21 protein-coding genes, 1 pseudogene and 1 riboswitch are annotated in these 22,152 nt (G+C 69.6%); of the genes and pseudogenes, 12 read left to right on the top strand and 10 right to left on the bottom strand.

Annotation, left to right across the window (positions count from 1 at the left end):
- Nucleotides 1–2: 2 nt before the first annotated feature.
- Entirely contained in the window at nt 3–593 is a 591-nt protein-coding gene (locus AVL48_RS35165; protein ID WP_061985305.1) for a papain-like cysteine protease family protein, read from the bottom strand.
- Between the two features lie 333 nt (nt 594–926).
- Here AVL48_RS35165 and AVL48_RS35160 point away from each other — a divergent pair, with 333 nt between their 5' ends.
- Nucleotides 927–3,767 (top strand): helix-turn-helix transcriptional regulator, encoded by a 2,841-nt coding sequence (locus tag AVL48_RS35160; RefSeq protein WP_061985303.1) that lies wholly within the window; start codon nt 927–929, stop codon nt 3,765–3,767.
- A 243-nt stretch (nt 3,768–4,010) separates the two neighbouring features.
- On the opposite strand, the gene AVL48_RS35155 is transcribed toward AVL48_RS35160, so the two are convergent.
- Both AVL48_RS35155 and AVL48_RS35150 read right to left on the bottom strand, forming a co-directional pair.
- Entirely contained in the window at nt 4,011–4,442 is a 432-nt protein-coding gene (locus tag AVL48_RS35155) for an HPP family protein (RefSeq protein WP_061985301.1), read from the bottom strand.
- Nucleotides 4,439–4,942, bottom strand: a complete 504-nt coding sequence (locus tag AVL48_RS35150) for a carboxymuconolactone decarboxylase family protein (protein ID WP_061985299.1) — start codon at nt 4,940–4,942, stop codon at nt 4,439–4,441. The genes AVL48_RS35155 and AVL48_RS35150 overlap by 4 nt, the downstream gene beginning before the upstream one ends.
- Before the next feature lie 107 nt (nt 4,943–5,049).
- Here AVL48_RS35150 and AVL48_RS35145 point away from each other — a divergent pair, with 107 nt between their 5' ends.
- Nucleotides 5,050–5,601 (top strand): TetR/AcrR family transcriptional regulator, encoded by a 552-nt coding sequence (locus AVL48_RS35145; RefSeq protein WP_061985297.1) that lies wholly within the window; start codon nt 5,050–5,052, stop codon nt 5,599–5,601.
- Nucleotides 5,602–5,616: 15 nt separating this feature from the next.
- On the opposite strand, the gene AVL48_RS35140 is transcribed toward AVL48_RS35145, so the two are convergent.
- Nucleotides 5,617–6,543, bottom strand: a complete 927-nt coding sequence (locus tag AVL48_RS35140; protein ID WP_061985295.1) for a hypothetical protein — start codon at nt 6,541–6,543, stop codon at nt 5,617–5,619.
- A 185-nt stretch (nt 6,544–6,728) separates the two neighbouring features.
- Entirely contained in the window at nt 6,729–7,055 is a 327-nt protein-coding gene (locus AVL48_RS35135) for a rhodanese-like domain-containing protein (RefSeq protein ID WP_061985293.1), read from the bottom strand.
- 81 nt (nt 7,056–7,136) lie between these two features.
- On the opposite strand from AVL48_RS35135, the gene AVL48_RS35130 reads away from it, so the two are divergent.
- Nucleotides 7,137–7,715, top strand: a complete 579-nt coding sequence (locus tag AVL48_RS35130; RefSeq protein ID WP_061985511.1) for a TetR/AcrR family transcriptional regulator — start codon at nt 7,137–7,139, stop codon at nt 7,713–7,715.
- Nucleotides 7,716–7,863: 148 nt separating this feature from the next.
- Here AVL48_RS35130 and AVL48_RS35120 read toward each other — a convergent pair whose 3' ends face one another.
- A complete protein-coding gene (locus AVL48_RS35120) occupies nt 7,864–8,352 on the bottom strand; it encodes a MarR family winged helix-turn-helix transcriptional regulator (RefSeq protein WP_061985290.1) in 489 nt (162 codons plus the stop codon).
- 71 nt (nt 8,353–8,423) lie between these two features.
- Between AVL48_RS35120 and AVL48_RS35115 the strand changes: the two genes are divergently transcribed.
- From AVL48_RS35115 to AVL48_RS35105, 3 genes are all read left to right on the top strand, one after another.
- Nucleotides 8,424–8,822 carry a hypothetical protein gene (locus AVL48_RS35115; protein WP_244162329.1) on the top strand — a complete coding sequence of 133 codons (399 nt, stop codon included), beginning with the start codon at nt 8,424–8,426 and terminating at the stop codon, nt 8,820–8,822.
- 53 nt (nt 8,823–8,875) lie between these two features.
- Complete coding sequence (secD, locus tag AVL48_RS35110) at nt 8,876–11,161, top strand: protein translocase subunit SecD (protein WP_061985288.1); 2,286 nt, start codon at nt 8,876–8,878, stop codon at nt 11,159–11,161.
- A 91-nt stretch (nt 11,162–11,252) separates the two neighbouring features.
- Nucleotides 11,253–12,440, top strand: a complete 1,188-nt coding sequence (locus AVL48_RS35105) for a cation:proton antiporter (protein WP_061985286.1) — start codon at nt 11,253–11,255, stop codon at nt 12,438–12,440.
- A 36-nt stretch (nt 12,441–12,476) separates the two neighbouring features.
- On the opposite strand, the gene AVL48_RS35100 is transcribed toward AVL48_RS35105, so the two are convergent.
- The gene (locus AVL48_RS35100; protein ID WP_061985284.1) at nt 12,477–12,791 is read right to left on the bottom strand and encodes a hypothetical protein; all 315 of its coding nucleotides are present in this window, start codon (nt 12,789–12,791) and stop codon (nt 12,477–12,479) included.
- 350 nt (nt 12,792–13,141) lie between these two features.
- Between AVL48_RS35100 and AVL48_RS35095 the strand changes: the two genes are divergently transcribed.
- Both AVL48_RS35095 and AVL48_RS35090 read left to right on the top strand, forming a co-directional pair.
- Nucleotides 13,142–14,125 (top strand): LysR family transcriptional regulator, encoded by a 984-nt coding sequence (locus AVL48_RS35095; protein ID WP_061985282.1) that lies wholly within the window; start codon nt 13,142–13,144, stop codon nt 14,123–14,125.
- Between the two features lie 131 nt (nt 14,126–14,256).
- Nucleotides 14,257–15,480: pseudogene (locus AVL48_RS35090) on the top strand (S1 family peptidase); the annotation flags it as partial.
- 68 nt (nt 15,481–15,548) lie between these two features.
- On the opposite strand, the gene AVL48_RS35085 reads toward AVL48_RS35090, so the two are convergent.
- Together AVL48_RS35085 and AVL48_RS35080 are read right to left on the bottom strand one after the other, a co-directional pair.
- Nucleotides 15,549–15,863: a DMT family transporter gene (locus AVL48_RS35085; protein ID WP_061985507.1), complete on the bottom strand. Its 315-nt coding sequence runs from the start codon at nt 15,861–15,863 to the stop codon at nt 15,549–15,551.
- Between the two features lie 11 nt (nt 15,864–15,874).
- Nucleotides 15,875–15,943, bottom strand: a riboswitch (guanidine-III (ykkC-III) riboswitch).
- A 63-nt stretch (nt 15,944–16,006) separates the two neighbouring features.
- Nucleotides 16,007–16,591, bottom strand: coding sequence for a TetR/AcrR family transcriptional regulator (locus tag AVL48_RS35080; protein ID WP_061985278.1), 585 nt, complete (start codon nt 16,589–16,591; stop codon nt 16,007–16,009).
- A gap of 45 nt (nt 16,592–16,636) precedes the next feature.
- On the opposite strand from AVL48_RS35080, the gene AVL48_RS39370 reads away from it, so the two are divergent.
- Nucleotides 16,637–17,194, top strand: coding sequence for an SRPBCC family protein (locus AVL48_RS39370; RefSeq protein WP_156515794.1), 558 nt, complete (start codon nt 16,637–16,639; stop codon nt 17,192–17,194).
- Here the strand turns inward: AVL48_RS39370 and mptB are convergent.
- Nucleotides 17,098–18,537, bottom strand: a complete 1,440-nt coding sequence (mptB, locus tag AVL48_RS35070; RefSeq protein ID WP_061985276.1) for a polyprenol phosphomannose-dependent alpha 1,6 mannosyltransferase MptB — start codon at nt 18,535–18,537, stop codon at nt 17,098–17,100. The two genes, AVL48_RS39370 and mptB, sit on opposite strands and share 97 nt — an antisense overlap.
- A gap of 110 nt (nt 18,538–18,647) precedes the next feature.
- Between mptB and AVL48_RS35065 the strand changes: the two genes are divergently transcribed.
- The 3 genes from AVL48_RS35065 to AVL48_RS35055 all read left to right on the top strand — a co-directional run bounded on the left by AVL48_RS35065 (nt 18,648) and on the right by AVL48_RS35055 (nt 22,143).
- Complete coding sequence (locus AVL48_RS35065; protein ID WP_061985505.1) at nt 18,648–19,283, top strand: DUF4230 domain-containing protein; 636 nt, start codon at nt 18,648–18,650, stop codon at nt 19,281–19,283.
- A 70-nt stretch (nt 19,284–19,353) separates the two neighbouring features.
- Nucleotides 19,354–21,681, top strand: coding sequence for a molybdopterin oxidoreductase family protein (locus AVL48_RS35060; protein ID WP_061985503.1), 2,328 nt, complete (start codon nt 19,354–19,356; stop codon nt 21,679–21,681).
- Between the two features lie 3 nt (nt 21,682–21,684).
- A complete protein-coding gene (locus AVL48_RS35055; RefSeq protein ID WP_061985274.1) occupies nt 21,685–22,143 on the top strand; it encodes a hypothetical protein in 459 nt (152 codons plus the stop codon).
- Nucleotides 22,144–22,152: the final 9 nt, after the last annotated feature.

Below are 22,152 nucleotides of genomic sequence, written 5' to 3'. Positions count from 1 at the left end.
TTTCAGTCCTTGATCCCGTAGACGGTGTGGGTCCAGGTGAACGAGTTGTTGGACCGATAGGCGCTGTAGTTCATCTGGTTGTAGCGGGGGCTCGAACCCCACGGGTCGCCGTAGTAGACCGTCGTCGCGCCGTTCGTGTTGTCGTAGCCGTAGAGCACGTGCATATGGCCTCCGCCGTTGCGCCAGCCGATCCGGGTGCCGATCGGCTGCCGCGCGTCGACCTGGCCCTTGATGGACGCGAAGCTCAACGTTTGGCCCGAGGAGCTGTAGGTGCCGACGTTGCTGAATCCGAGCCAGCGGAACACACGCTGCTGATCGCTGAGGTAGCCCTGGTTGTTGGCGCAGTCCGTACCGGATTCGTTGTGCGCGACCTGGCAGAACTTCGTCTGGGACAGGGTGTACCCCCACCAGGCGGCGATCGTGTTGCCGCTGGCGTCCCAGCACCAGTTGCTCTTCTCCTGTGCCTGCATCGTGATCGGGATCGTGGTGGCCGCCGTGATCGTGGGAACCGCGGCGGCGGGCGCCTGCAGGGCGACCATCGCGGCGACACCGGCGCAGGCCGTGGCCAGCCCGCGCCTGAATGAGGTTTTCACCGTGGGGACACTCCTAACTGGATGGTCGAAACGCGAAGCACGCGCGGACGGCTACCCGAAGGGACAAGTGGGGACGTCGGCTACCCGAACGGGTGGCCGTCCGGCGCGAGCGGGGGACTTGCGCTGTGGCGAGATAACAGAGGGGCACTGCGAACTGAATGAGATTCACCCTCCGGTGGCGCCCGTGGCAAGGCGTGAGGCAATACGTAAGGGTCCGTATTGCGGCTGCGGTGGGTCGGCTCGCGCAGGTCGAAGCCGGGAAAGCGGAGGGCTGATCGTCACTGTCCGTGTTCCCGCCTTTCGGCGGGTGTCCGATCGGTATGGTCTTCGAACATGCCGACGATCGGTGCGGCACCGGTGTTCGTGGCGCGCGACGCCGAATTGGCCGAACTGGTGCGCGTCACCACGAGCCCGCCGTCGGTCGCCGTCGTCGAGGGCGAGCCGGGTGTTGGCCGGAGCCGGTTGCTCGAAGAACTGGTCGCCCATCCCGGGATCGCGTCGCGCGTGGTCTGGTCCGCGCGCTGCGGTTCCTTCGTCCGCCCGTGCCGGTTGGCCCCGCTGGTCGACGCGCTGCTCGGGAAGAGCGCCTTCGCCGCCGCCCACGCGGCCGGCTTCTCGCCGGTCACCGGGGTCCTGCGGCGGCTGATCCCCGAATGGTCGCCGTGGCTGCCGCCGTTCCCGGAGAACGTGGACGCCGAGACCGTGCGGCAACAGGAGTTCCGTGCCGTGCGCGAAGTACTGACCGGCTGTGGCCCGGCGGTACTGGTCCTCGACGACGTCCACGCCGCCGACGACGACACGTGGGAGTTCGTGCGCGGACTGGCGGCGTCCCCGGCGGTGCCGCTGAGCGTGGTGGTCAGTTCCGTGGCGGGTGGACCGCGGCGGTTCCCGCCGATGCGGGAGATCGCGGAGCGGCTCTCGCTTCCGGCGTTCACCACCGCTCAGGTGCGCAAGCTGCTGGACACGTCGTTCGGCCGCTGTGCGCCCGATTTCGCCGAAGCGGCGCACCGGCGGACGTCGGGGAACGCCGCCGACCTGATGGCGCTGATACGCAGTCTCGGTGACACGGCCGAGGCGTTTTCCGCTGACGCACTGGCATCGGCGACCGTGCCCCCGGTCGTGCGGGGCCGGGTCGCCGAGCTGATGGCGGCGCTCGGCCCGGCCGCGCGGGACGTCGTCCGCGCGGCCGCGGTACTGGGTTCCCCGGCGGGGGAACCGGATCTGGGCGCGGTGGCGGCGCGATCGTCCGGGGAGACCTCCGGCGCGGTCACCGAAGCGGTCGAAGCGGGACTGCTCCGGGATCTCGGCTGTGGCCGGTACGTCTCGGGAAGCCCTCTGATCGCGGAAGCGGTCTACGCGTTGTTGCCCGGCCCACAGCGATGCGCGATGCACGGCCGCGCCGCCTCCCGGCTCGCCGCCGGTGCCGAACCCTTCGCGTCACTCATCGCCCGGCACGCCCGGCTGGCCGGTGACCTCGCCGCGTGGACACAGTGGACCGGCGTCGCGGTCGACAACGCCATCGAAGACGGCCTGACCGAGGAAGCGAGCCGTCTGCTCGAAGCCGCGTTGCGGGACACCGATCTGCCGCGGACCGCGCGCGAATCGTTCGCCGTCCGGCTCGGCAGGGAACTGCCGCGCAGCATCGCCCACGCCGGCACGGTCCGGCTGCTGCGCGAGATCCTGCGCGAATGGCCGCTGAGCAAGGCCGCGCGGGGCGAGATCCGGGTCCACCTCGGCCAGGTGCTGATCAACCAGGTGGGCAAGGTCGAAGCGGGCAGGCTCGAGATCGAACTGGGCGCGGCCGATCTCGGCAGGCGGCAGGCGCTGCTCGCGAGGGGATTGGTCACCTTGGCGTTGCCGCATATCGGGACTGTCCCGGTCGAAGAGAACTTCCGCTGGCTCGATCAGGCCGAAGAGGCGAGCAAGGGCGAACACGACGCCGGGCTGCTCGCCGCCATCACCGCCAACCGGCTGTCGGCGCGGATGCAGGTCGCCGATCCGGACGCCTGGCAGGACATCGCCGAGCTGCCGAGGGTCCCGGAATCGGCCGAGGTGTGCCGTCAGGTGGCCCGCACCTACATCAACCTGGCCGACGCGGTGGCCTGGAACGGGCACTACCCGGTCGCGCGGGCCTATCTCGCGACCGCTCGGCGGCTGATCCGCGACGACCACCAGCCCTATCTCGACGCGCTGGCCGACGGTACGGAACTGCGCCTGGACCTCGCGATGGGTGAGTGGGCGACCGTCGCGGAGAAGGCGCGGGCGATGCTGACCAGGGTGGACAAGGACGGTTCACTCGCCGCCGAGCCGCTGCTCGTTCTCGGCTGGTACGAGTACGGGCAGCATCGGCCCACGGCGGCGCTGCGCAGTTTCGACGCGGCGTTCGCGCTTTCCGCGGGCAGCGTTCCGGTGCAGGCTTCGGCGTACGCGGGCCGGGTCGCGGTCCATCAGGCGGGCAAGGACCTGCAAGCCGCCCGACGCCTCGCCGAGTACGGACTGGATACCGTGCGCCGCAAGAAGAACTGGGTGTGGGCGGCCGAACTGATGCCGTTCGCCGTGCGCACCATGCTCGGACTGGGACAACTGGTCGAAGCGAGGGAACTGCTCGCGGAATACCGGCAGGGCATCGACGGCAAGGACACCCCGGTCGCCAACGCGGCGGCGCTGCTGTGCCGGGGCATGCTCACCCAGGCCCGAGGCGAGATACTCGCCGCGGGTGACCTGCTGCTCGGCGCCGCGCAGGCCTATCACGCGCTTCCCCTGCCGTATTTCGCCGCCTACGCCGACGAACTCGCGGCCGCATGCTTCGCCGAAGCCGGTGAACGAGGCCGAGCCGTTTCCGCGTTCACCACCGCGGAGACGGCGTATGCGCGCCTCGGCGCCGCCGTGGACGCGCTTCGCTGCCGCCGGTCGTTGCGACGCTGCGATCCGGAGGCGCCTCGCCGAGGCCGCAAGGGGTACGGCGAAGCGCTGTCGCCGAGAGAACTCGAAGTCGCCAGGCTCGCTGCCCAGAACCTCACCAACCGGGCGATCGGCGAGCGGTTGTTCCTGTCGCCGCGCACCGTCGAGATCCACATCGGACGGGCGTTGCGCAAACTGGGGCTGCCTTCGCGCACGGTCCTGACCGAGGATCTGCTCCGCGACGCGGCCGGCGAAGGTTCCAAAACCGCGTGACGACCTTATTTCCTAGGGTTCCGATTCCCCGGCCGTCCGACAGTCGTCGGGCAGTCGCGAATTCCCCTGCGGCCTTCGTGCGTACTTCCCCGATCCGGACGCCGGAGCCGCGGTGGCCAGTTCGGTGACCCAGGAAGGCTGTGACGGCAAAGCTTCCGCACGTTCTGAGTCCACTTCAGACTCGTCGGCAGGGCGGGGAGGGGATCACCGGTGGGGCCGCGGCGCGCGGCCCCACCGGTGTTCTCATTGTGGCGCCGTCTTCGCGGTGAACCGCGTGCGGAGGTTCACCGCGACGGCCAGTGCCGCCGCGGCGCCGAGCAGGAACACGCCGGTGGGCAACGGTTGCAGGACCATCAGGCAGCCGGACGCGACCGCGGGCGGGTGCACCACCCGGAACACCAGCATGGCGCCGAGTCCGGCCGCCGCCGCGATCGCGACGGACACCGGTCCCGGCGCGAGCAGGAGCGCGGTGAGCAGGCCGCCCACCACGGCGAGCGCGTGGCCGCCGAAGACCGCGGCCGGCCGAGCGGACGGCAGCGCCGGGTTGGCCAGTACCAGGGCCAGACTGGCGGCGAGCGGGGCCGATGCCGCGGGTCCGATCCCCGAGCCGATTCCGGCGGCGGCCACTCCGCCCGCGCCGGCGGCGGTCAGCAGGATGGGCACCGCGTGCTTCACCGGGAGACCTCGGGGAAGTCCAGGTCCGGTTCGGCGACGTGGTTGAAGTAGTTCGACAGCACGTTGAGCGCGATATGCGCGACCACCTCGGCGACCTGTGCGTCGGTGACGCCGGCGGCGCGGGCTTCGGCCAGCCGCTCGTCGGAGATCCGGCCGCGGTGGGCCATCACGACGTCGGCGAGCCGGAGCACCGCGCGGGTGTGCGGGTCGGGACTGTCGGCCTCCCGGACGCTCGCCAGCTCTTCGGCGGGGATGCGCATCTTCTCGCCGCGGAACGTATGCGCGGCGAGGCAGTAGCCGCATTCGTTGCGCCACGCGGTGAACAGCGCGAGCAGTTCCCGTTCCCGCGCGGTCAGTTCGCCGTGGGTGAGGGAATCGCGCAGGGCGAGGTAGCCGCTCAGCGCGGCGGGACCGTTGGCCATCGCGGCGTAGAGGTTGGGCACCCGGCCGAGCTGGTGACGGACGTCGGTCAGCAACGGATGCTCGGTCAGGTGGGGCATGCGGGGCACGGGCACTCCAAACGGTACTGGTCTGTTCCGAGTGAGACGGTACAGATCTGTTCCGTCTTTGGTCAACCGCTTCGGTACAGAGTGGTACTGTTTCGCTCGTGGGCACCCGAGCGCGCGAGCGATTGCTGAGCACGGCGGAAGAGCTGTTCTACGCCGAAGGCATCCGCGCGGTCGGCATCGATCGCATCCTGGACGAGTCAGGCGTCGGCAAGGCGTCGCTGTACCGGCACTTCCCGAGCAAGGAAGCGCTGGTGGAGGCGGTGCTGCGGGAACGCGACCGCACCTGGCGGCAGTGGCTTTCCGATGCCGTCGACGGCTATCGCCTCGACCCGGCGGACAGGGTCCTCGCGGTCTTCGACGCGCTCTACGAACGCTTTTCCCGCAAAGACTTCCGTGGCTGCGCCTTCATCAACACCATGGTCGAGACGGCGGATCCGTCGAGCCCCGTGCACGCCGTCGCGGCCGAGCACAAGGTCGCGCTGACCGGCTATCTCGCTGGTCTGCTCGCCGACGCGGGCCGGGCCGGCGCCGCCGAACTCGCCGAGCAACTCGTGCTGGTCGTCGACGGCTCGATCGTGACCGCGGTCCGGGAGAACTCCCCGGACGCGGCCCTTCGCGGAAAGTCGATCGCCGCCGCCCTGCTGCGTTGACCACTCAGGCAGGCCTCACGAGGCGGTGAGGGCCCGGCGGAGTTCTTCGTAGGTCGGCGCGAGGGTCCGGAGAGTCGCCGCGGCGGTCACGTCGTTCCCGGCGACGAGGTCGTACTGCAACGAGCCGACCGAACGCGCCTGCGTTGCGGCGATTTCCGCGGCGGCGCCATGGTCCACCCGGCGCAGGCAGGCCGCCGCGTCGGCCAGTCGTCGCGCGCCGACCCGGACCGCGAAGTGGACGAGCTGCCCGCGCGAATCCGCGTCCAGTCCGGCTTCGATCCGCTCGGCCAGCGACAGGGCCGCGTCGGCGTTGCCAAGGCTGCCCGGCGGGAGCCCGGCCCCGTTCTCGCCGCCGAGCCAAGCGGCCGCCCGGGGGAGCGAAGCGACGATCGCGGCGTCCTCGTCGACGACGGTGTGCGGGACGAAGTTCGTGCGCAGGGTGTGCGGCTTGCCGTAGGCGACGGTCTCCGCGCGCCAAGCGGCGGCGAACTCCGTCCGCGGCAGCCGCGCGTACGGGTAGCCCTGCGGGTCGTGGACGGTGACGGTTTCGCTGTCCACGGCGAGCGCCACCAGATAGTGGTCGGCGCCGATCGGACCGGTCATCCCGGGCTGATAGCGCAGATGCCCCATCTCGACCGGGCCGATCATGACCGGTCCGTCGGCCAGTCCTTCGGCGAGCCGGGCGAAGGCCGCGTCCGGATCCTCTTCGCTGACGGTGTCCGCGGTCCAGCCGAGGGCGGCGAGCGCGTCCCCGATGCCGATCTCGGGATCCCAGCCGAACGGGTCGAAGAACGGCAGCGCGCCGCCAACGAGCTGCATGCCGAACGGGCTGCCGGTCAGTGTCTCGAGTACGGCGGTTCCCGGGGCGCCGGAGCCCAGCATCATCGACAGGGAATGGGTGTAGCAGTACGGGCCGGAGCCTTGATAGTGGAGGTCGTTCACTCCGTCGAGAGTGGCATTTTTCGCGGTGAAACACCATGTTCCTCCGGAACTGTCCGCTGTGGACACCTATGGTGAACACCGTTTTCATCACCCGCCCGGCTCGGCGAACCCGCAGCCGCCCGGTCCGGGGCACCCTGCTGCTCCTGGCCGGTCCGCGGCGAAGGGAGTTTTAACCGCGCTCCAGGTCAGCCCTGTTCGAGGGGAAGGCCCGCGTCGGCCCAGTCCTCGATGCCTTCCCGGTACTTGCGGACGTCGGTGTAGCCGAGCGCGGTCAGCCGGTCGGCGACCTGTCCGCTGTTGGGGCAGGCGGGGTTCGAACAGTAGGTGACGATCGCGGCGCCGCGGTCGGGCAGCACGGTGGCGGCCTGCGCGTCGACGTCGGCGAGGACGAGGGGAACGGCGCCGGGCAGATGCTGCTTGGCGTAGTACTCGCTACCCAGGGCGTCGACCACCGTCACGGTCTTCGCGTCGATCGCGGCCTTCAGCTCGTCGCGGGTGATGAGTGCGGTCATGTCGCTACCTCCAGTTAATCGGACTATAGTCCGCATGTGCCCCGTGACCATAACGGACCGCAGTCCGTTTACGCAACCTCGCTGGAACTCCTGCGCACGCCGCCGCCCAAGGAGCGCGCGGACGCGGCCCGCAACCGGGCCGCGATCCTGGACGCGGCCGCGTCGCTGTTCGCCGAACACGGCGTCGACGCGGTGTCGATGGACCAGGTGGCGGCGGCCGCGGGGGTGGGCAAGGGGACGCTGTTCCGCCGCTTCGGCGACAAGGCGGGACTGGCCGCGTCGCTGTTGGACGCCAGGGAACGCGTGCTCCAGGAGGGAGTCCTGCAGGGACCGCCTCCGCTGGGCCCCGGCGCCCCGCCGTCGGAACGGCTCGCGGCCTTCGCCGATGCCTACCTCGATTACCTGTTCAAGCATTTGCCGCTGGTGCGGATGTCGGAGACCGCGGCGCCGGGGGCGCGCTACCGCATCGGCGCCTACCGCTTCTGGCACCGGCACGTGGCGATCCTCCTCGACGGCACGCCCGACCCGGAGCACGCCGCGCACGCCCTGCTCGCGCCGATGGCGGCCGAGCACGTGACCGCGTTGCTGCCGGAACTCGGCGAAGAGCGGATCCGCGCGGGGATCACGCGCCTGTGGCGGAAGGCGATGATTTCCGGGTGATCAGGCGGATCCGGCCGCGGCCAGGACCGGATGCCAAGGAGTCGCGTCGAAGATCAACCTGATGGCTTCGATCCGGCCGTCCCGCAGCCGGAAGTGCTCGGCGGTGTGCTGGATTCCCATCGGCAGCAGGGTTTCCACGTCGTGGCGGTCATGAACGGTCCTCCGGATAGCGGGCCAAGCGGTCTTGGTTTTCCACCACACGTAGGCAGAGGTGCCGGAGCAACGCGGTTTCGGCCGGGGTGAAATTGCGGAAGACCGCCGCCATGGCCGCTTGCGAAGGCCGGCGGAACTCGTCGAGCCAGGTCCGTCCGGCAGCGGTGATCCGGGCGAGTACGGAACGCCTGTCCTCCGGGGCGGGGACGCGTTCGGCGAGTCCGCCCCGCTCAAGCGTGTCGACGAGGCCGGTGACGTTCCTTGAACTCACTCCCGCCGAGGCGGCGAGATCCTTGATGCTGATGCCGGTTTCGTCGACCGCCAGGCGGAGCAGGATGTCCAGGGCGCCGGGGCTGAGCCCGCGGTCGCCCGTGCCCGTCGAACGCAGTTTGTCCAGGCCGCGAGCCGCCGCGCGGATGGCCGCGGCCGCTTCCAGAACACCGAGGTCGTCGTCGTGGGCGAACTCGGCGAGCGCCGTCCTCACCCGTGGGTCGAAGAGCCGGTCGTCTCGATCAACCGGCCAGTAAGGTGGCCAGGAGAACCCGGGGAGTGTCGATGACGGTGGAGCGCCGGACGTACCGGCCTGCCAGGCAGGCCGTGCTGCTGCTGCTCGCCGCCGTCCTGACCGCGCTCGGGCTGTTCTTCACGCTCCACTCGGCTGATTCCGCGTCCGCGGACGAGTCGCGCGGGGCGAACGCGACGATCGATTCGTCGCTCTCCAAGGCCGTGGCGCCGGTACGCGCCATGGGCAGGCTCGCCGCCGAGCCGGCGCTCCTGGGGGTGCAGGGTCACGGCGACCTGCCCCTCTTCGGCGCAGTTCCGCACGGGCCCGCGTCGCCGACGCTGCTCCGCCTCGGCGAGCTCCGCACCGAAGCCACTCCTCTCTCCCGCGCGGCGCACCGCCTCGCGCTGGGGGATCGCGCTCCTCCTTCCCCGGTAGCCGTCCGAAGCTGACGGGCGCGTCTTCCGCGTGCCCGAACCGGGGAACCGATCGAGGAGAAACCGTCGTGCCGCGCGAAACCGCGCGGCGAGGCATGACCGGGCGAGCCGTTGTCTCGCTGGTCATCCTCGCCGCGACCGTGTACCTGTTGCTGACCACCGCCCCGCGCCTGGGGCTCGATCTGCGTGGTGGCACGCAGATCGTGTTGGAGACCAAGGATTCGCCCACCGCCACCGCCGGACCGGAGACCACCGACCGGACGCTCGAGGTGCTGCGCCGCCGGGTCGACGCGCTGGGCGTCGCCGAACCCATGCTGGCCCGCTCCGGCGACAACCGGATCATCGTCGAACTACCCGGGGTGCGGGATCCGCGTGAGGCCGTCGAGGTGATCGGCCGGACCGCGCAGCTGTCCTTCCATCCGGTACGCGGCGCCGGATCCGCTTCCGATGGAGCGGTGGGTACCCGCGTCCTTCCCGACGAGAGCGGGCAACCGATCAAGCTGGGGCCCGCGGCGCTGACCGGCGAAGGCGTCGACGAGGCACTGTCTTCGATCGATTCGCAAGGCGGTGGCTGGCTCGTTTCCGTGGCTTTCAAAGGAGACTCCGGCCGCGCCTGGGAGCGGCTGACCGGGCAGGCCGCGTGTTCTCCGCCGGGTGATCCGGCCCGGCGGGTGGCGATCGCGCTCGACGACAAGGTGATCTCGTCGCCGCAGGTGAGCCCACAGGTCGCTTGCGGGGTGGGGATCGTCGGCGGGAGCACGCAGATCACCGGACGGTTTTCCCCGGCGGAGGCGAAGGATCTGGCGTTGCTGATCAACGCAGGCGCGCTGCCGACACCGGTCGAGATCATCGAGCAGCGCACCGTCGGTCCCACGCTCGGCGCCGCCGCCATCGACGCGAGCGCCCGCGCCGCCGTGATCGGCCTGGCGCTGACCGCGCTGTTCCTGCTGGCGGTGTACCGGCTGGCCGGATTGATCGCGGTGGGCGCGCTGGTCGCGTACGCCGCGGTGTCCTACGCCGCCCTGCTCGCCGTCGGCGCGACGCTGACCTTGCCGGGGCTCGCCGGATTCGTGCTGGCCATCGGGATGGCCGTCGACGCCACCGTGCTGGTCTTCGAACGGGCGAGGGAGGAACACGCGGTCGACCGCGGTGGTGCGCTGCCGCGCTCGGTCAGCCGCGGGTTCAGCGGGGCGTTGTCGGCGATCGTCGATTCGAACGTCACCACCCTGCTCGCCGCGGGACTGCTGTTCTGGCTCGCGTCCGGCCCGGTGCGCGGGTTCGGGGTGACGCTCTCCATCGGTGTGGTCGTGGCCCTGTTCATCTCGCTCGTGTTCACGCGGGTGCTGCTGCACCTCACGATGCGGGGCGCGGTCGCGCGCAAACCGAGGCTTTCCGGGCTCACCCACGAAGGCCGGGTCCGCCGGTGGGTCAACCGCCGCGATCCGGAGTTCCTCGCCCGGCCGCGCCGGTGGCTGATGGTGGCGGGCAGCGTCGTCATCGCGGCCGTCACCGGGCTCTTGGTGGCCGGACCGAACCTCGGCGTGGAGTTCACCGGCGGCCGGGTGATCGAGTACGCCACCTCGGCGCCCGTCGACGTCGAACAGGTCCGGGACGCGGTTTCCGAAGCCGGATTCCCGCGCGCCGTCGTGCAGCTGTCCGGGGACAAGGACATTTCGGTACGCACCGAGCCGATCGACGAGGCCGCGACGGAGCGGATCCGGACGGCGGTCGCCGGGGTCGCCGGTGACGCCACCGAGATCCGTGACGAGCAGATCGGCCCGAGCCTCGGCGCCGAACTGCGCACCAAGGCGATCATCGCGCTCGGCCTCGCGGTGCTGGCGCAGCTGGTCTACCTCGCGGTGCGGTTCGACTGGCGGCTCGGCCTGGCCACGGTGGCCGCGCTCGCCCAGGACGTCCTGATCATCCTCGGGATCTTCGCCTGGCTGGGCAAGTCGATGGACGGCGTCTTCCTCGCCGCGCTGCTGACGGTGATCGGCTATTCGGTCAACGATTCGGTGGTGGTCTTCGACCGGGTACGCGAAGTCCGGGGGCAGCGCCGTAAGGAACCATTCGCCCGCGTCGTGGGCACCGCGGTGCTCCAGACCTTGCCGAGGACGATCAACACCGGGATCGGTGTGCTGTTCGTGCTCGGGGCGCTGCTGTTCCTCGGGGACGGGTCGCTGGCCGACTTCGCCCTCGCGCTCCTGCTGGGCCTCGTGGCGGGCACGGTGTCCACTGTGGCCACCGCCGGCCCGGTCGCCATCCTCCTCGACCGGCGATGGCCAGGGGCCGGACGCCCGGTCAGCAAGGCGCCGCGGGCACGGAAGCGCGACGACAACGGCGCGGTGGTGTGATTGTCGCTCCTTTGTGGACCGCCGCGGTCGTCCCGTCTCTATGCTCGTTCCCGGTGGCAGGGGAGTCCACCGGGAACGAGGGGCCGGGTAGATGATCCAGAGCGTGCTCGTCGGCGCGGTCGTCGTGCTGATGTGGACGATGACGGCGGCGCGGCTGGAGCGGTGGCGGGTCACCGCGCCGATCGCGATGGTCGTGGCCGGGCTGGCGATCGGGTTCAGCACCCGCAACGTCCTCGGTGCGGGCCTCAACACCGAGATCGCCCTCAACGTCGCGGAACTGATCCTCGCGCTGTTGCTGTTCGTGGACGCCACCGCGGTCAAGGGCGGCTACCTCGGTCACGACGCCAAGACCGCGGTGCGGTTGCTGCTGATCGCACTGCCGCTGACGATCCTGATCGTGCTGGGCGTCGGCCTGCTGGTGTTGCCCGGCCTCGGCTGGGCGGTGGTGCTGCTGATCGCCTGCATCATCGCCCCCACGGATTTCGCGCCCGCGACGTCGGTGGTGCACGACGTCCGCGTGCCCGAACGCGTGCGGCATCTGCTGAACGTGGAGAGCGGCTACAACGACGGCGTCGTCGCGCCGGTGTTCATCTTCGCGCTCACCCTCGCGGGAAGCCACCACCACGCGAACACGCCGGGGGAGGCCCTGCGGGCCGCGATCCCGGCGGCGTTGCTGGCGGTGCTGGTCGGCTCTGTCGTCGGCGCGGTGGCCGCGGTGGCGATGAACGTGGCGGGCAGGCACGACTGGTCCACCCGGCATTCGGCGCGGGTCGCGGCCGTCGCGCTGCCGCTGCTGACCTACACCACCGCCGTCGCGATCGGCGGCAACGGGTTCGTCGCCGCGTTCATCTGCGGGATCGCCTACAAGACCGCCCGGCACCCCACCGAGGACGAACTCGGGCTGGCCGAGGAGGTCAGCTCGCTGTGCGGGCTGCTGATGTGGTTCGTGTTCGGCAGTACCGCGGTGCTGGTGCTGTCGTTCGGCCTCACCTGGGGCGTGGTGATCGTCAGCGTCGTCGCGCTGTCCGTCGCGCGGCTGATCCCGGTGCTGCTCACCTTGCTGCGGACGGAGTTCCGGTGGCGGGACCGGATGACCATCGGCCTGCTGGCGCCGCGCGGGGCGGCGTCGATCGTGTTCGGGTTGCTGGCCTACAACTCGCTCGACGGGGACGCGGCGGATGTCGCGCTGAGCGTCATGGCGGTGACGGTGCTGGCGAGTGTCGTCGCGCACGGGGTGGGCGCGTCGGCGTTCCTGAACCGCAAGTCCAAGGCCTCGTGAGCCGCGGCGACCGCCGGATCCCCGCTCAGAGCCGCTTCAGCTGGTCATGGCCTTCCTGATCGCCGCTTCGAGTGCCTGCACGTTCTTGGCGTCCATCGCGCCGTAGGTGAAGGTGTTCATGTCCACCTTGTCGGCGTACATGGGCACGTCCTCGACGATCGCCTTGGAGGCACCCGGCACGTCGAAGACGAGCCTCCCCGGCTTGAACGCCGTAGGCGGGATGTTCTTGATGCCGTTGATCTTCCCGACGCTGAACGTGTGCTTCCGGTCGCCGAGTCCTTTGACGGCGGCCTTGATGGTGATCGTCCTGCCGCTGAACCGGATGGATCGGCGTCTGGCGTGGATGTACACGAAACCCTCCCCTGGGCACGGAAAAAGGCACTTTACGAGGGAGGCGGGGGCCGCGCGGGCGCTCGTTCCCGAACCGTTATCCCGGCGTGACGGTGAGTGGACGGGCTGAGCGGAGCGGTGCGCCCAGGGGTGGAACCGGGATTTCTTCACGGATCTGGCGGCCGGTGCCGAATTCCTGACATCGATGGCATCTCAGGGCCGCTGGAACGATTCCGCGAGTTAGTGCCTGGTCAGAACCCCGGCGACGGCGACAACCCCGTCCGGAGTGCGGCCGGCGGCGGAAGGAAAATGAAGCCATTCGGCGCAGTTCTTGACTTGGTCTAGTCCAGTTACCGCTCTAACGTAGAGGGATGGAGCTGGAACTGCGCCACCTGCGCATCATGTGCGCGATCGCAGAACTCGGGAGCATCACCAAGGCGGCGAACACGCTCGGGATGGCGCAGCCCGCGTTGACCGCCCAATTGAAACGCATCGAACGGACACTCGGCGGGAAGCTCTTCCTGCGTGATCACACGGGGACCCGGCCGACGGCGCTCGGCCTGCTCGTCCTCGACCGGGCCAAAATGGTGCTTCCCGCCGTGTCGTCGCTGCATGACGAGGCGGCTCGGCTCGCGCAGCACACCGGTACCGGCGAGCCGGTCACGTTGCGGCTCGGCTCGGCGACGGGCCCGATGCTCGGGGCGCTCCTGCAGCGCCTCGGCAGCACCCATCCCGACATCCATGTCGCCACGCATACGTCGTGGTCGTCCAACAAACTCGCGGACATGACCGCCGAAGGCGCGCTGGACTTCGCCTTCGTCGGCGTCTGCGGTGACGCCCCGCCACCACCGGCGCCCGGTCTCCGGTGGCGGACCCTCGCGCACCACCCGGTGTTCGTGCTGATGTCGGCACGCGACGAGCGAGCGCAGCACGATTCGGTCGAACTCGGCGCGCTGGCGGACGAACGGTGGTGCGCGACCCCGGGGGACGGCTGCTTCGGCGACTGTTTCGCTTCCGCGTGCGCCCGGGCGGGCTTCACCCCGCGTTCGTTGTACGAGACCGATGTCCTGACCTGCATCGAGATGGTCGAATCGGGCCACGCGGTGGTGCTGTGCCAGCCGCTGTTCCACGAGATCCCCGGTATCGTCGCCGTCCCGATCGCGGGAAATCCGCTGAGCTGGCGAAATCTCGTCGGCTGGTCGGAGCGGGGGGAGATGGGTCCCTTCGCCGCGGAGATGATCGCGTTGTCCCGCGCGGTGTACGGCGAACTGATCGACCGGCGGCCCCTCTACTCCAAGTACCTGGAGCTGAACCCGGGTTATGGCGTCGACTACACGGACGCCGTAGTGCGCTGACCTGCGCGAAGACCCTCCAAAGGTCCAGTCCACTGGGTGGATATGACCCAAATGGTATGTACCTTTCGCGTGAGGCGCCTCGTACGGTCGGGGACGAGATCCCCTCCGGTACGTGTCGAGGAAGCGCCTAAATGAACCGAAAGATCGTAGCGGCCGCCGCGGCGGCCATCACCGGCGCCGGGCTGGTCGCGGCCGTCGCGCTGACGCCGAGCGCCAGCGCCGGCCAGACTGTTTCCGCGGCGGACCAGGTCCAGTCGGAGATCGTCGCGGCACTGTCGCGCGACCTGAAAATCAGCCCGGACCAGGCCAGAACCCGCCTCGCGAACGAGCAGAAGGCGGCACACACCGACAGCGCCCTCAAGGCCAGGCTCGGTTCGTCCTACGCCGGATCCTGGCTGGACGCGGCCGGGACCACGCTGACCGTCGCCGTCACCGACGCGGCGCTGGAGGGCACGGTCCGCGCGGCCGGAGCGATCCCGAGGACCGTGGCGCGGAGTGCCGCTCAGCTCGACGCGGCGAAGCTGTCGTTGGACACCAAGGGAACCAGCGCGCCGAAGAGCGTGCCCGGCTGGTACGTCGACGCCACCACCAACTCGATCGTCGTCCTGGCCAACGCCGGTGCCGAGGCAGCCGCGAAGTCGTGGGCGACCGCGTCCGGCGTGCGGGCCGACGCGGTGCGGGTCGAGACCAGCACCGAAAGCCCGGTTCCGCTGATCGACGTCATCGGCGGCAACGCCTACACGTTCGGTTCGGGCCGCTGCTCGATCGGCTTCTCGGTCGAGGGTGGCTTCGTGACCGCCGGGCACTGCGGCACGACCGGCACGCGCACCTCGAACCCGAGCGGGACCGTCGCGGGCTCCAGCTTCCCCGGTAACGACTACGCCTGGGTCCGTGTGGACGCCGGCAACACGCCGCGCCCGCTGGTGAACCGCTACCCGGGCACTGTGCCGGTGGCGGGATCGCAGGAAGCCGCGATCGGTGCGTCGGTCTGCCGTTCCGGTTCGACCACCGGCTGGCACTGCGGCACCATCCAGCAGAAGAACGCTTCGGTGAACTACCCGCAGGGCACCGTTTCCGGTCTCACGCGGACCAACGCCTGTGCCGAACCGGGCGACTCCGGTGGCTCGTGGCTGGCGGGCGACCAGGCGCAGGGCGTCACCTCCGGTGGCTCCGGCAACTGCAGCTCCGGCGGCACGTTCTACTTCCAGCCGATCTCGGAGATCCTGAGCGTCTACAGCCTGCGTCTGCTGACTTCGGGCTCGAACCCGCCGTCCAGCACGACCACGACGCCGACCACCACCCCGACCAGCCCGACGACGTCGAACCCGCCGGGCGGCACCTGGGCGNNGGCCACACGCAGGGGTGGCCCGGACCCGACCGTCCCCGACGTCGTCCGTGCGTCGGGGACGGTCCCTTTTCTGTTTCAGTGCAGGACTTTCAGTCCCACCACGCAGGCGACGATCCCCACGATCAGCAGAATTCTGGCCAGTGACACGGTTTCCGCTCCCGACCACATGCCGTAGCCGACGGTGAGCGAAGCCCCGATCCCGACCCAGACCGCGTAAGCGGTACCGACCGGGAGATCCTTCATCGCGTAACCGAGACCGACCATGCTCGCCGCCAGCGAGACGCCGAAAATCACCGACGGGGTCAGCCGGGAAAGTCCCTCGGACCTGCCGAGGGCGGTGGCCCACACGGCTTCCAGCACACCCGAAACGATGAGGACAAGCCAGGACATGACACGCTCCCAGAGCGCCGTCTTGTCGCTGGCCGGGTACGGCACCCACTCGTCCGGGGACCTCGATCACGAGGCTCCGCTTTCAGGGTCGCACAGGGGTGCGCAGGCTGCCCGCAGGTTGGACGAGGATCACGACCTTCTCCTTACTCCGCACCGAGAAGCGTGCGGGTGGTCTTGGTCACCAGGTCGACGGCGCGGGGCGGGGGCGCCTCGCCGCGGTCGAGGTATCGCCGGACCGCGGCGTAGGGGAGATCCACGAGGGCCAGCATCAGCTCGTCGGTGCTCCGGCCGGTCAGCGGGCGCAGCCGTCGCACGACCTTGGTCATCACCGCGGTGAGGCGGCGGTTGGCCTCGTCGGCGCGGGCTCGGTCTTCGGCGGTCCAATCGTCGATGCCGAGTGAACGGTCACCCGCGTAGAGCAGTTTGCCCTCGCCGGGATGGGCCCGGCACCAGCGGACGACCTGTGCCGCGGCCTCGACCGCCGCTTCGATGGCCGGTTCCCGTTCGAGTACCGCGAGGTAGTCCTGCTGGAAGCGGGTCAGGGTGCGGAGCCAGACGGCCGCGAGCAGGGCCGGACGGCCGGGGAAGCGGTGATAGATCGACCCGCTCGGCGCGCCGACCTCGCGGGCGACGGCCGACATGGTCACCGCCGCGATCCCGTCGGCGGCGAAGATCCGGACCGCGGCGTCGAGGAAGTCGTCGGCGTTGTGCCGCGGTGGGCGTCCCATTATCAGAGAGTATCCTCTACTATGTTTTAGTGGAAGGTCTCTAGAATGGGGAACGCGATGCGCGTGTGGAACAGGCATTCCCGGGTGGTCGCCGTGTCACCGGAGCGCGTCGGCGCGCTGATCGACACACTGGCCGCGGACGACGACCGGCTCTGGCCCATCGCCGCGTGGCCGCCGATGGGGTTCGATCGGCCGCTCGGGGTGGGTGCCGAAGGCGGGCACGGGCCGGTGCGGTACGTCGTCGAGTCCTATGAACCGGGCACGTCGGTGCGGTTCCGCTTCACCGCGCCACGCGGATTCGACGGATTCCACGAGTTCACCCTGCGCGCGACGGGAACGGAGGAGACCGAACTCGTGCACCTCATGGTGTTACGGCTCCGGTATCCCGCTTGGTACACCTATCCGCTGCTGTGGCGGCCGATGCACGACGCCTTGCTGGAGGACTGTCTGGACAATGCCGAGCGCGAGCTCACCGGCACGATACGGACACCGGCGCGGTGGAGCCCTTACGTCCGGCTCTTGCGGAACCTGATCTCCGGCAAAAGGTTCTTTCGCTTCAGCGCGAACAAGATCCCGCCGAGGAGTACGACGGCGATCAGGTAACCCAGCACCAGTGACAGGGCACCGCCGTTCGCGGGCGGGAGCAGAACGCCGAACACCGCGCTGATCCCGGCAAGGATCCAGCGGCCGCGGCCGGTCGTGAGGCTCACGGCGAGCAGCGCGACCGTCCACAGGAGATACCACGGCTGCACGACCGGACCGAGGACCAGCATCGCGGCGAAGGTGAGCCCCGCGCCGTAGAGCGGGTGCATCCTTTCCCGGTAGGTGAGCCACAACAGCCTGGTCCCGACGGCCAAGCCGAGGATCGCGCCGATGAGCGAGAAGACCTTGATCGCGCTGTCGGTCAGATCCGCTCCGAAGAGCTTGCCCACGCCGCCGACGAGGAAACCGAGTTCGTTGGTGGGCGCCATCCAGCTGTGGACCTGACCGGAAACCCCGGAAAGGACCCGGACCCAGCCGAAACCGAGCCCGCTGCCGAGTGAGATCGCCACGGTGACCGCGGCGAATCCGGCGGGCAAGCCGAGCGCCACCGCCACCCGGCCCAAGGGTGTCGCCCGGCGGAACAGGTCGACGCCGACGAACAGCAGGCCGGCGACGGCCACGATCTTCACGTTCGCGGCGGCGCTCACCGCGCTCACGCCCGCCGCGATCAACGCCGGCCGGGCGGCACCGGTCTTCGCCGCACCCATGAGGACGAGTTCCAGCCCGGCGACCATCAGCCCGACCATGAGTCCGTCGTTGTGCACCCCGGCCACGATGTGCCACAGCACCAACGGGTTGAGCAGGGCCAGCCACAGCGCGATCGACGGTGAGACCCCGACGCGGCGGGCCAGCCGGGGGAGCGCCCACGCCATCAGCGCGATGCCCGCCAGTCCCAGCAGCCGGTGCAGCAACACGGTCGGGATCAGGTCGTCACCGGCGATATGGGCGACCGTGCGGGCCAGCGCGACGAACGCCGGACCGTACGGTGCGGGCGTGTCCCGCCAGTAATGGCTGACCGACAGCGTGACCGGCGAATCGGCGCCGAGCGCCTCGGCCGGGCCGACGAGGTAGGTGTCGATTTCCTTGGCCGCGATCAGGCCCTGCGCCAGATAGCTGTTGATGTCGCCGCTGAACAGCGGGCGGGCGGCCAGCAGGGGCGCGCACCACGAGGCGGCGATCCAGTACAGCCGCCGCCGCGGCAGTTCGGCGGCGAGCCGTCCGATGCCCAGCCAGCAGAGCACGAGCGTGGCCATCCCGGCGACCCCGAATGCCACCACCAGCACCGATGGCAGGCCGATCCCGGACGTGACCAGCACCAGCACGACGATTCCGGTGAACCCCGCCCAGTGCAGCGTCCCGATGTTCAGCCCGGTTTTCTCCGGTGCGGGCAAGACGTTCTGCATGCGGCCAAACTACGCCAAGTGCGGAAGCCGGTTCCGCCGAACGTCCGAGAAACGCTCCTGGACGCTTCGGTCCGGTGTCCGCCGGGTACCCACGCTCTGGAGAGGCGGTGGTGGGCGTGAAGAAAAGCTGGGTGCGCCTCGGGGCGTTCGCCCTGGCCGGAATCCTGATCGTCGCGGCGGCATTGCAGCTCACCGGGCTGCTGCCGAAGCTCAACCCGTTCGGAACGTCCACTGTGGACCGTTCCCAGCCCGCGGTGCTCCAGGCCGTCCGCGATCTGAGCCAGTACCACGCGGCGGTCGGCGACTACCAGGTCATCGTCGACATCGAAAGAGACGTCAAATGGGTGCCCGCGAGCATCGCCGGGGAGCGGACCCTGTTCGTGGCGGCGGGCTCGGTCGACGCGTACGTCGATTTCGGGCCGATCGTCGAGAACGCGCTGACCGTGTCGGAAGACCGGCGGACGGTCGAGGTGCGGTTGCCGGAGCCTCAGCTGGCGAAACCCAACCTCGACAACCAGCGCAGCTACGTCTTCGGCCAGGAGCGTGGGCTGGTCGACCGGCTCTCGGCGTTGGTGACCGTGCCGCAGCAACAACAGTTCCACGTGGCCGCCGAGCAGCGGATAGCCGACGCCGCGCAGCGTTCCGGCCTGATCGAGCGGGCGAGGGCGAATACGAAGGCGATGCTCACCGGGATGCTCACGGCCCTCGGCTTCCAGGTGACGTTCCCGGGCGAACCGGCCGGTTGACCGCGTCCGCTTTGTCCGGTGTTTCAGCTGGTCAGGCCGGTGGTATGGCTTCCGCATGAACGCGAACCCGGTGCCAGACAGGATCGCTGAGGTCTGGGGCGAACGGACCCCATACGCGCGCGAAGCCGCGTGGCCGCGCAGACGGGACCTCCACCTCGGAGACGGCATCGGCGAATCCGCCGTCGATCGCTGGGTCCAGTCGGCCTGCGTGCTGTGCAGCAACGGCTGCGCCTGCGACATCGCGGTCAAGGACGGCCGGATGGTCGGCGTGCGCGGCCGTGAGACCGACTTGGTCAACCACGGCAGGATGGGCCCAAAAGGCCTGTACGGCTCGTGGCAATGGAACGGCGAGGACCGGTTGACCCGGCCGCTGATCCGTCGCGACGGCGAACTGGTGGAGTCCGACTGGGAAACCGCGATGGATGTCGTCGTGCGGCGCTCGAAGGAGCTGCTGGCCGAATCCGGGCCGCTGTCACACGGCTTCTACACCAGTGGCCAGCTGTTCTTGGAGGAGTATTACACCCTCGGGGTCATCGGTAAGGCGGGACTGGGCACACCCCACATGGACGGCAACACCAGGTTGTGCACGGCCACCTCCGCGGCCGCGATGAAGGAGAGCTTCGGCTCGGACGGCCAACCCGGCACCTACGCCGACATCGACCACTGCGACGCGCTGTTCCTCTTCGGCCACAACATGGCGGAGACGCAGACCGTGCTGTGGGCCCGGGTACTGGACCGGCTCGCGGGCGCCGAGCCGCCGGTGGTGGTCGCCGTCGACCCGAGGACGACGAAGGTCGCCGAGGCGGCGAAGAATTCCGGCGGCGTCCATCTCGCTCCACTGCCTGGCACGAACCAAGCGCTGATGAACGGCCTGATCCGCGAGTTGATCGTCAACAAATGGGTCGACGAGGATTACGTCTCCGCACACACTCTCGGCTTTTCCGAACTCGAGACGACGGTCGAGCCATACACCCCGCGCCACGTCGCCGAGGTGTGCGGGATCGACGCGGGCGCGCTGGTGCGGGCCGCGGAGATCTTCGGTACGTCCGGGCGGGTGCTGTCGACCGTGTTGCAGGGCTTCTACCAGTCGCATCAGGCCACGGCGGCGTCCTGCCAGGTCAACAACCTGCATCTGCTGCGGGGGATGATCGGCAAACGCGGCGGTGGGGTGTTGCAGATGAACGGGCAGCCCACCGCGCAGAACACCCGCGAATGCGGCGCCGACGGCGATCTTCCGGGGTTTCGCAACTGGCAGAACTCCGAGCACGTCCGGCAGCTGGCCGAACTGTGGAACGTCGAGGAGACGACCATCCCGCACTGGGCGCCACCGACGCACGCCATGCAGATCTGGCGGTACGCCGAACAAGGTTCGATCCGGTTCCTCTGGATCTCGGCGACCAATCCGGCGGTATCCATGCCGGAACTTCCGCGTATCCGGGAGATTCTCGGCAAGGAAGAGCTGTTCGTCGTGGTGCAGGACGGTTTCCGGACCGAGACGGCCGAGTTCGCCGACGTCGTCCTGCCCGCCGCGTTCTGGGGTGAGAAGCAGGGGACGTTCACCAACGCCAACCGCACGGTGCACCTTTCGGAGAAGGCCGTCGATCCGCCCGGGGAGGCGCGCGCCGATCTGGACATCTTCCTCGACTACGCGCGACGGATGGACTTCCGGGACCGCGACGGCGATCCGCTGATCGGCTGGGAGACCCCCGAGGCCGCCTTCCAGGCCTGGCAGGAATGCAGTCGAGGCCGGTTGTGTGACTACACCGGGCTGTCGTACGAGAAACTCCGCGGCGACAGTGGTATCCAATGGCCATGCGACGGGGATCGGCCGGACGGCACCGAACGGCTTTACCAGGACGGCGTTTTCGCCACCCGGACCGACGAGTGCGAGGACTACGGCCACGACCTGCTCACCGGCGGGACGGTTTCGGCGCAGGAGCACCAGGCCTTGCGCCCGGACGGGCGCGCGTTTCTCAAAGCGGTGGAATACACGCCTCCGCCGGAGGAATCCGGCGAGCAGTATCCGTTCGTTTGCACGACCGGGCGTACGGTCTACCACTTCCACACCCGGACCAAGACCGGCCGTTCCCGGCACCTCCGGCGCGCCGCACCGGAACCTTGGGTGGAACTGGCCGCGGCCGACGCCGCCGATCTCGGGGTCACGGACGGGGACCTCGTCCGAGTCGAGTCCGTCCGGGGCGGTGTCGAGGTCCCGGTCCGGATCGGCCGCGTTCGTCGCGGCGTCGTCTTCCTGCCGTTCCATTACGGCTATTGGGATACCGACGGCGAAGGCCGCCCCCGCGCCGCCAACGAACTGACCATGACCGAATGGGATCCGGTGTCCAAACAGCCGCTGTTCAAGATCAGCGCCGTCCGCGTCACCAGGGTGGAGGGCTGACCCGTGCATCTCGCGACCTATCTCGGCCTACTGCGTACTTCGCTGACCACTCTGGCCGACGCCTTCCGCGAAGTCGGCCGCGGCCACGGGGAAGAGCCTGACGTACAGCAGACCTGCCTGCTGCTCGCCGGGCGGATCGACCGGCAGGCGGCTGCCCTCGCCCCGATCGTCGAGCGCTACGGCGAAGATCGGGAGCCGGAGCCGGAACGGCTTCACGCCGCGGGCCTGAAAACCACCCGTAGCGGCCCGGTCGGATTGCTGCGGGACCTGCAGGATCTCTACGCTCTCGCGTCGTTCGCCGACGTCACCTGGACCGTCGTCGGTCAGGCCGCCCAAGGATTGCGTGATCGAGAACTGCTCGACCTCGTCGAAAACCGCGAACAGGAGACCGCGCGCCAGCTGACCTGGATTCGTACGCGGATGAAGCAGAGCGCTCCCCAAGCACTCATCGCCGCACGATGATCTTCGCGA

The organism is Amycolatopsis regifaucium, from assembly GCF_001613935.1.
Classification (GTDB): domain Bacteria; phylum Actinomycetota; class Actinomycetes; order Mycobacteriales; family Pseudonocardiaceae; genus Amycolatopsis; species Amycolatopsis regifaucium.
The sequence above is the reverse complement of the archived record's forward strand: the minus strand, read 5'-3'. Positions and strand labels throughout refer to the sequence as shown.

Bases quoted from the DNA above. Each gene is read 5' to 3' on its own strand.
- AVL48_RS35160 (WP_061985303.1), top strand. From the start codon at position 927: ATGCCGACGATCGGTGCGGCACCGGTGTTCGTGGCGCGCGACGCCGAA.
- AVL48_RS35150 (WP_061985299.1), bottom strand. From the start codon at position 4,942: ATGCCCCACCTGACCGAGCATCCGTTGCTGACCGACGTCCGTCACCAG.
- AVL48_RS35135 (WP_061985293.1), bottom strand. From the start codon at position 7,055: ATGACCGCACTCATCACCCGCGACGAGCTGAAGGCCGCGATCGACGCG.
- AVL48_RS35115 (WP_244162329.1), top strand. From the start codon at position 8,424: ATGACGGTGGAGCGCCGGACGTACCGGCCTGCCAGGCAGGCCGTGCTG.
- AVL48_RS35105 (WP_061985286.1), top strand. From the start codon at position 11,253: ATGATCCAGAGCGTGCTCGTCGGCGCGGTCGTCGTGCTGATGTGGACG.
- AVL48_RS35095 (WP_061985282.1), top strand. From the start codon at position 13,142: ATGGAGCTGGAACTGCGCCACCTGCGCATCATGTGCGCGATCGCAGAA.
- AVL48_RS35085 (WP_061985507.1), bottom strand. From the start codon at position 15,863: ATGTCCTGGCTTGTCCTCATCGTTTCGGGTGTGCTGGAAGCCGTGTGG.
- AVL48_RS35080 (WP_061985278.1), bottom strand. From the start codon at position 16,591: ATGGGACGCCCACCGCGGCACAACGCCGACGACTTCCTCGACGCCGCG.
- AVL48_RS39370 (WP_156515794.1), top strand. From the start codon at position 16,637: ATGGGGAACGCGATGCGCGTGTGGAACAGGCATTCCCGGGTGGTCGCC.
- mptB (WP_061985276.1), bottom strand. From the start codon at position 18,537: ATGCAGAACGTCTTGCCCGCACCGGAGAAAACCGGGCTGAACATCGGG.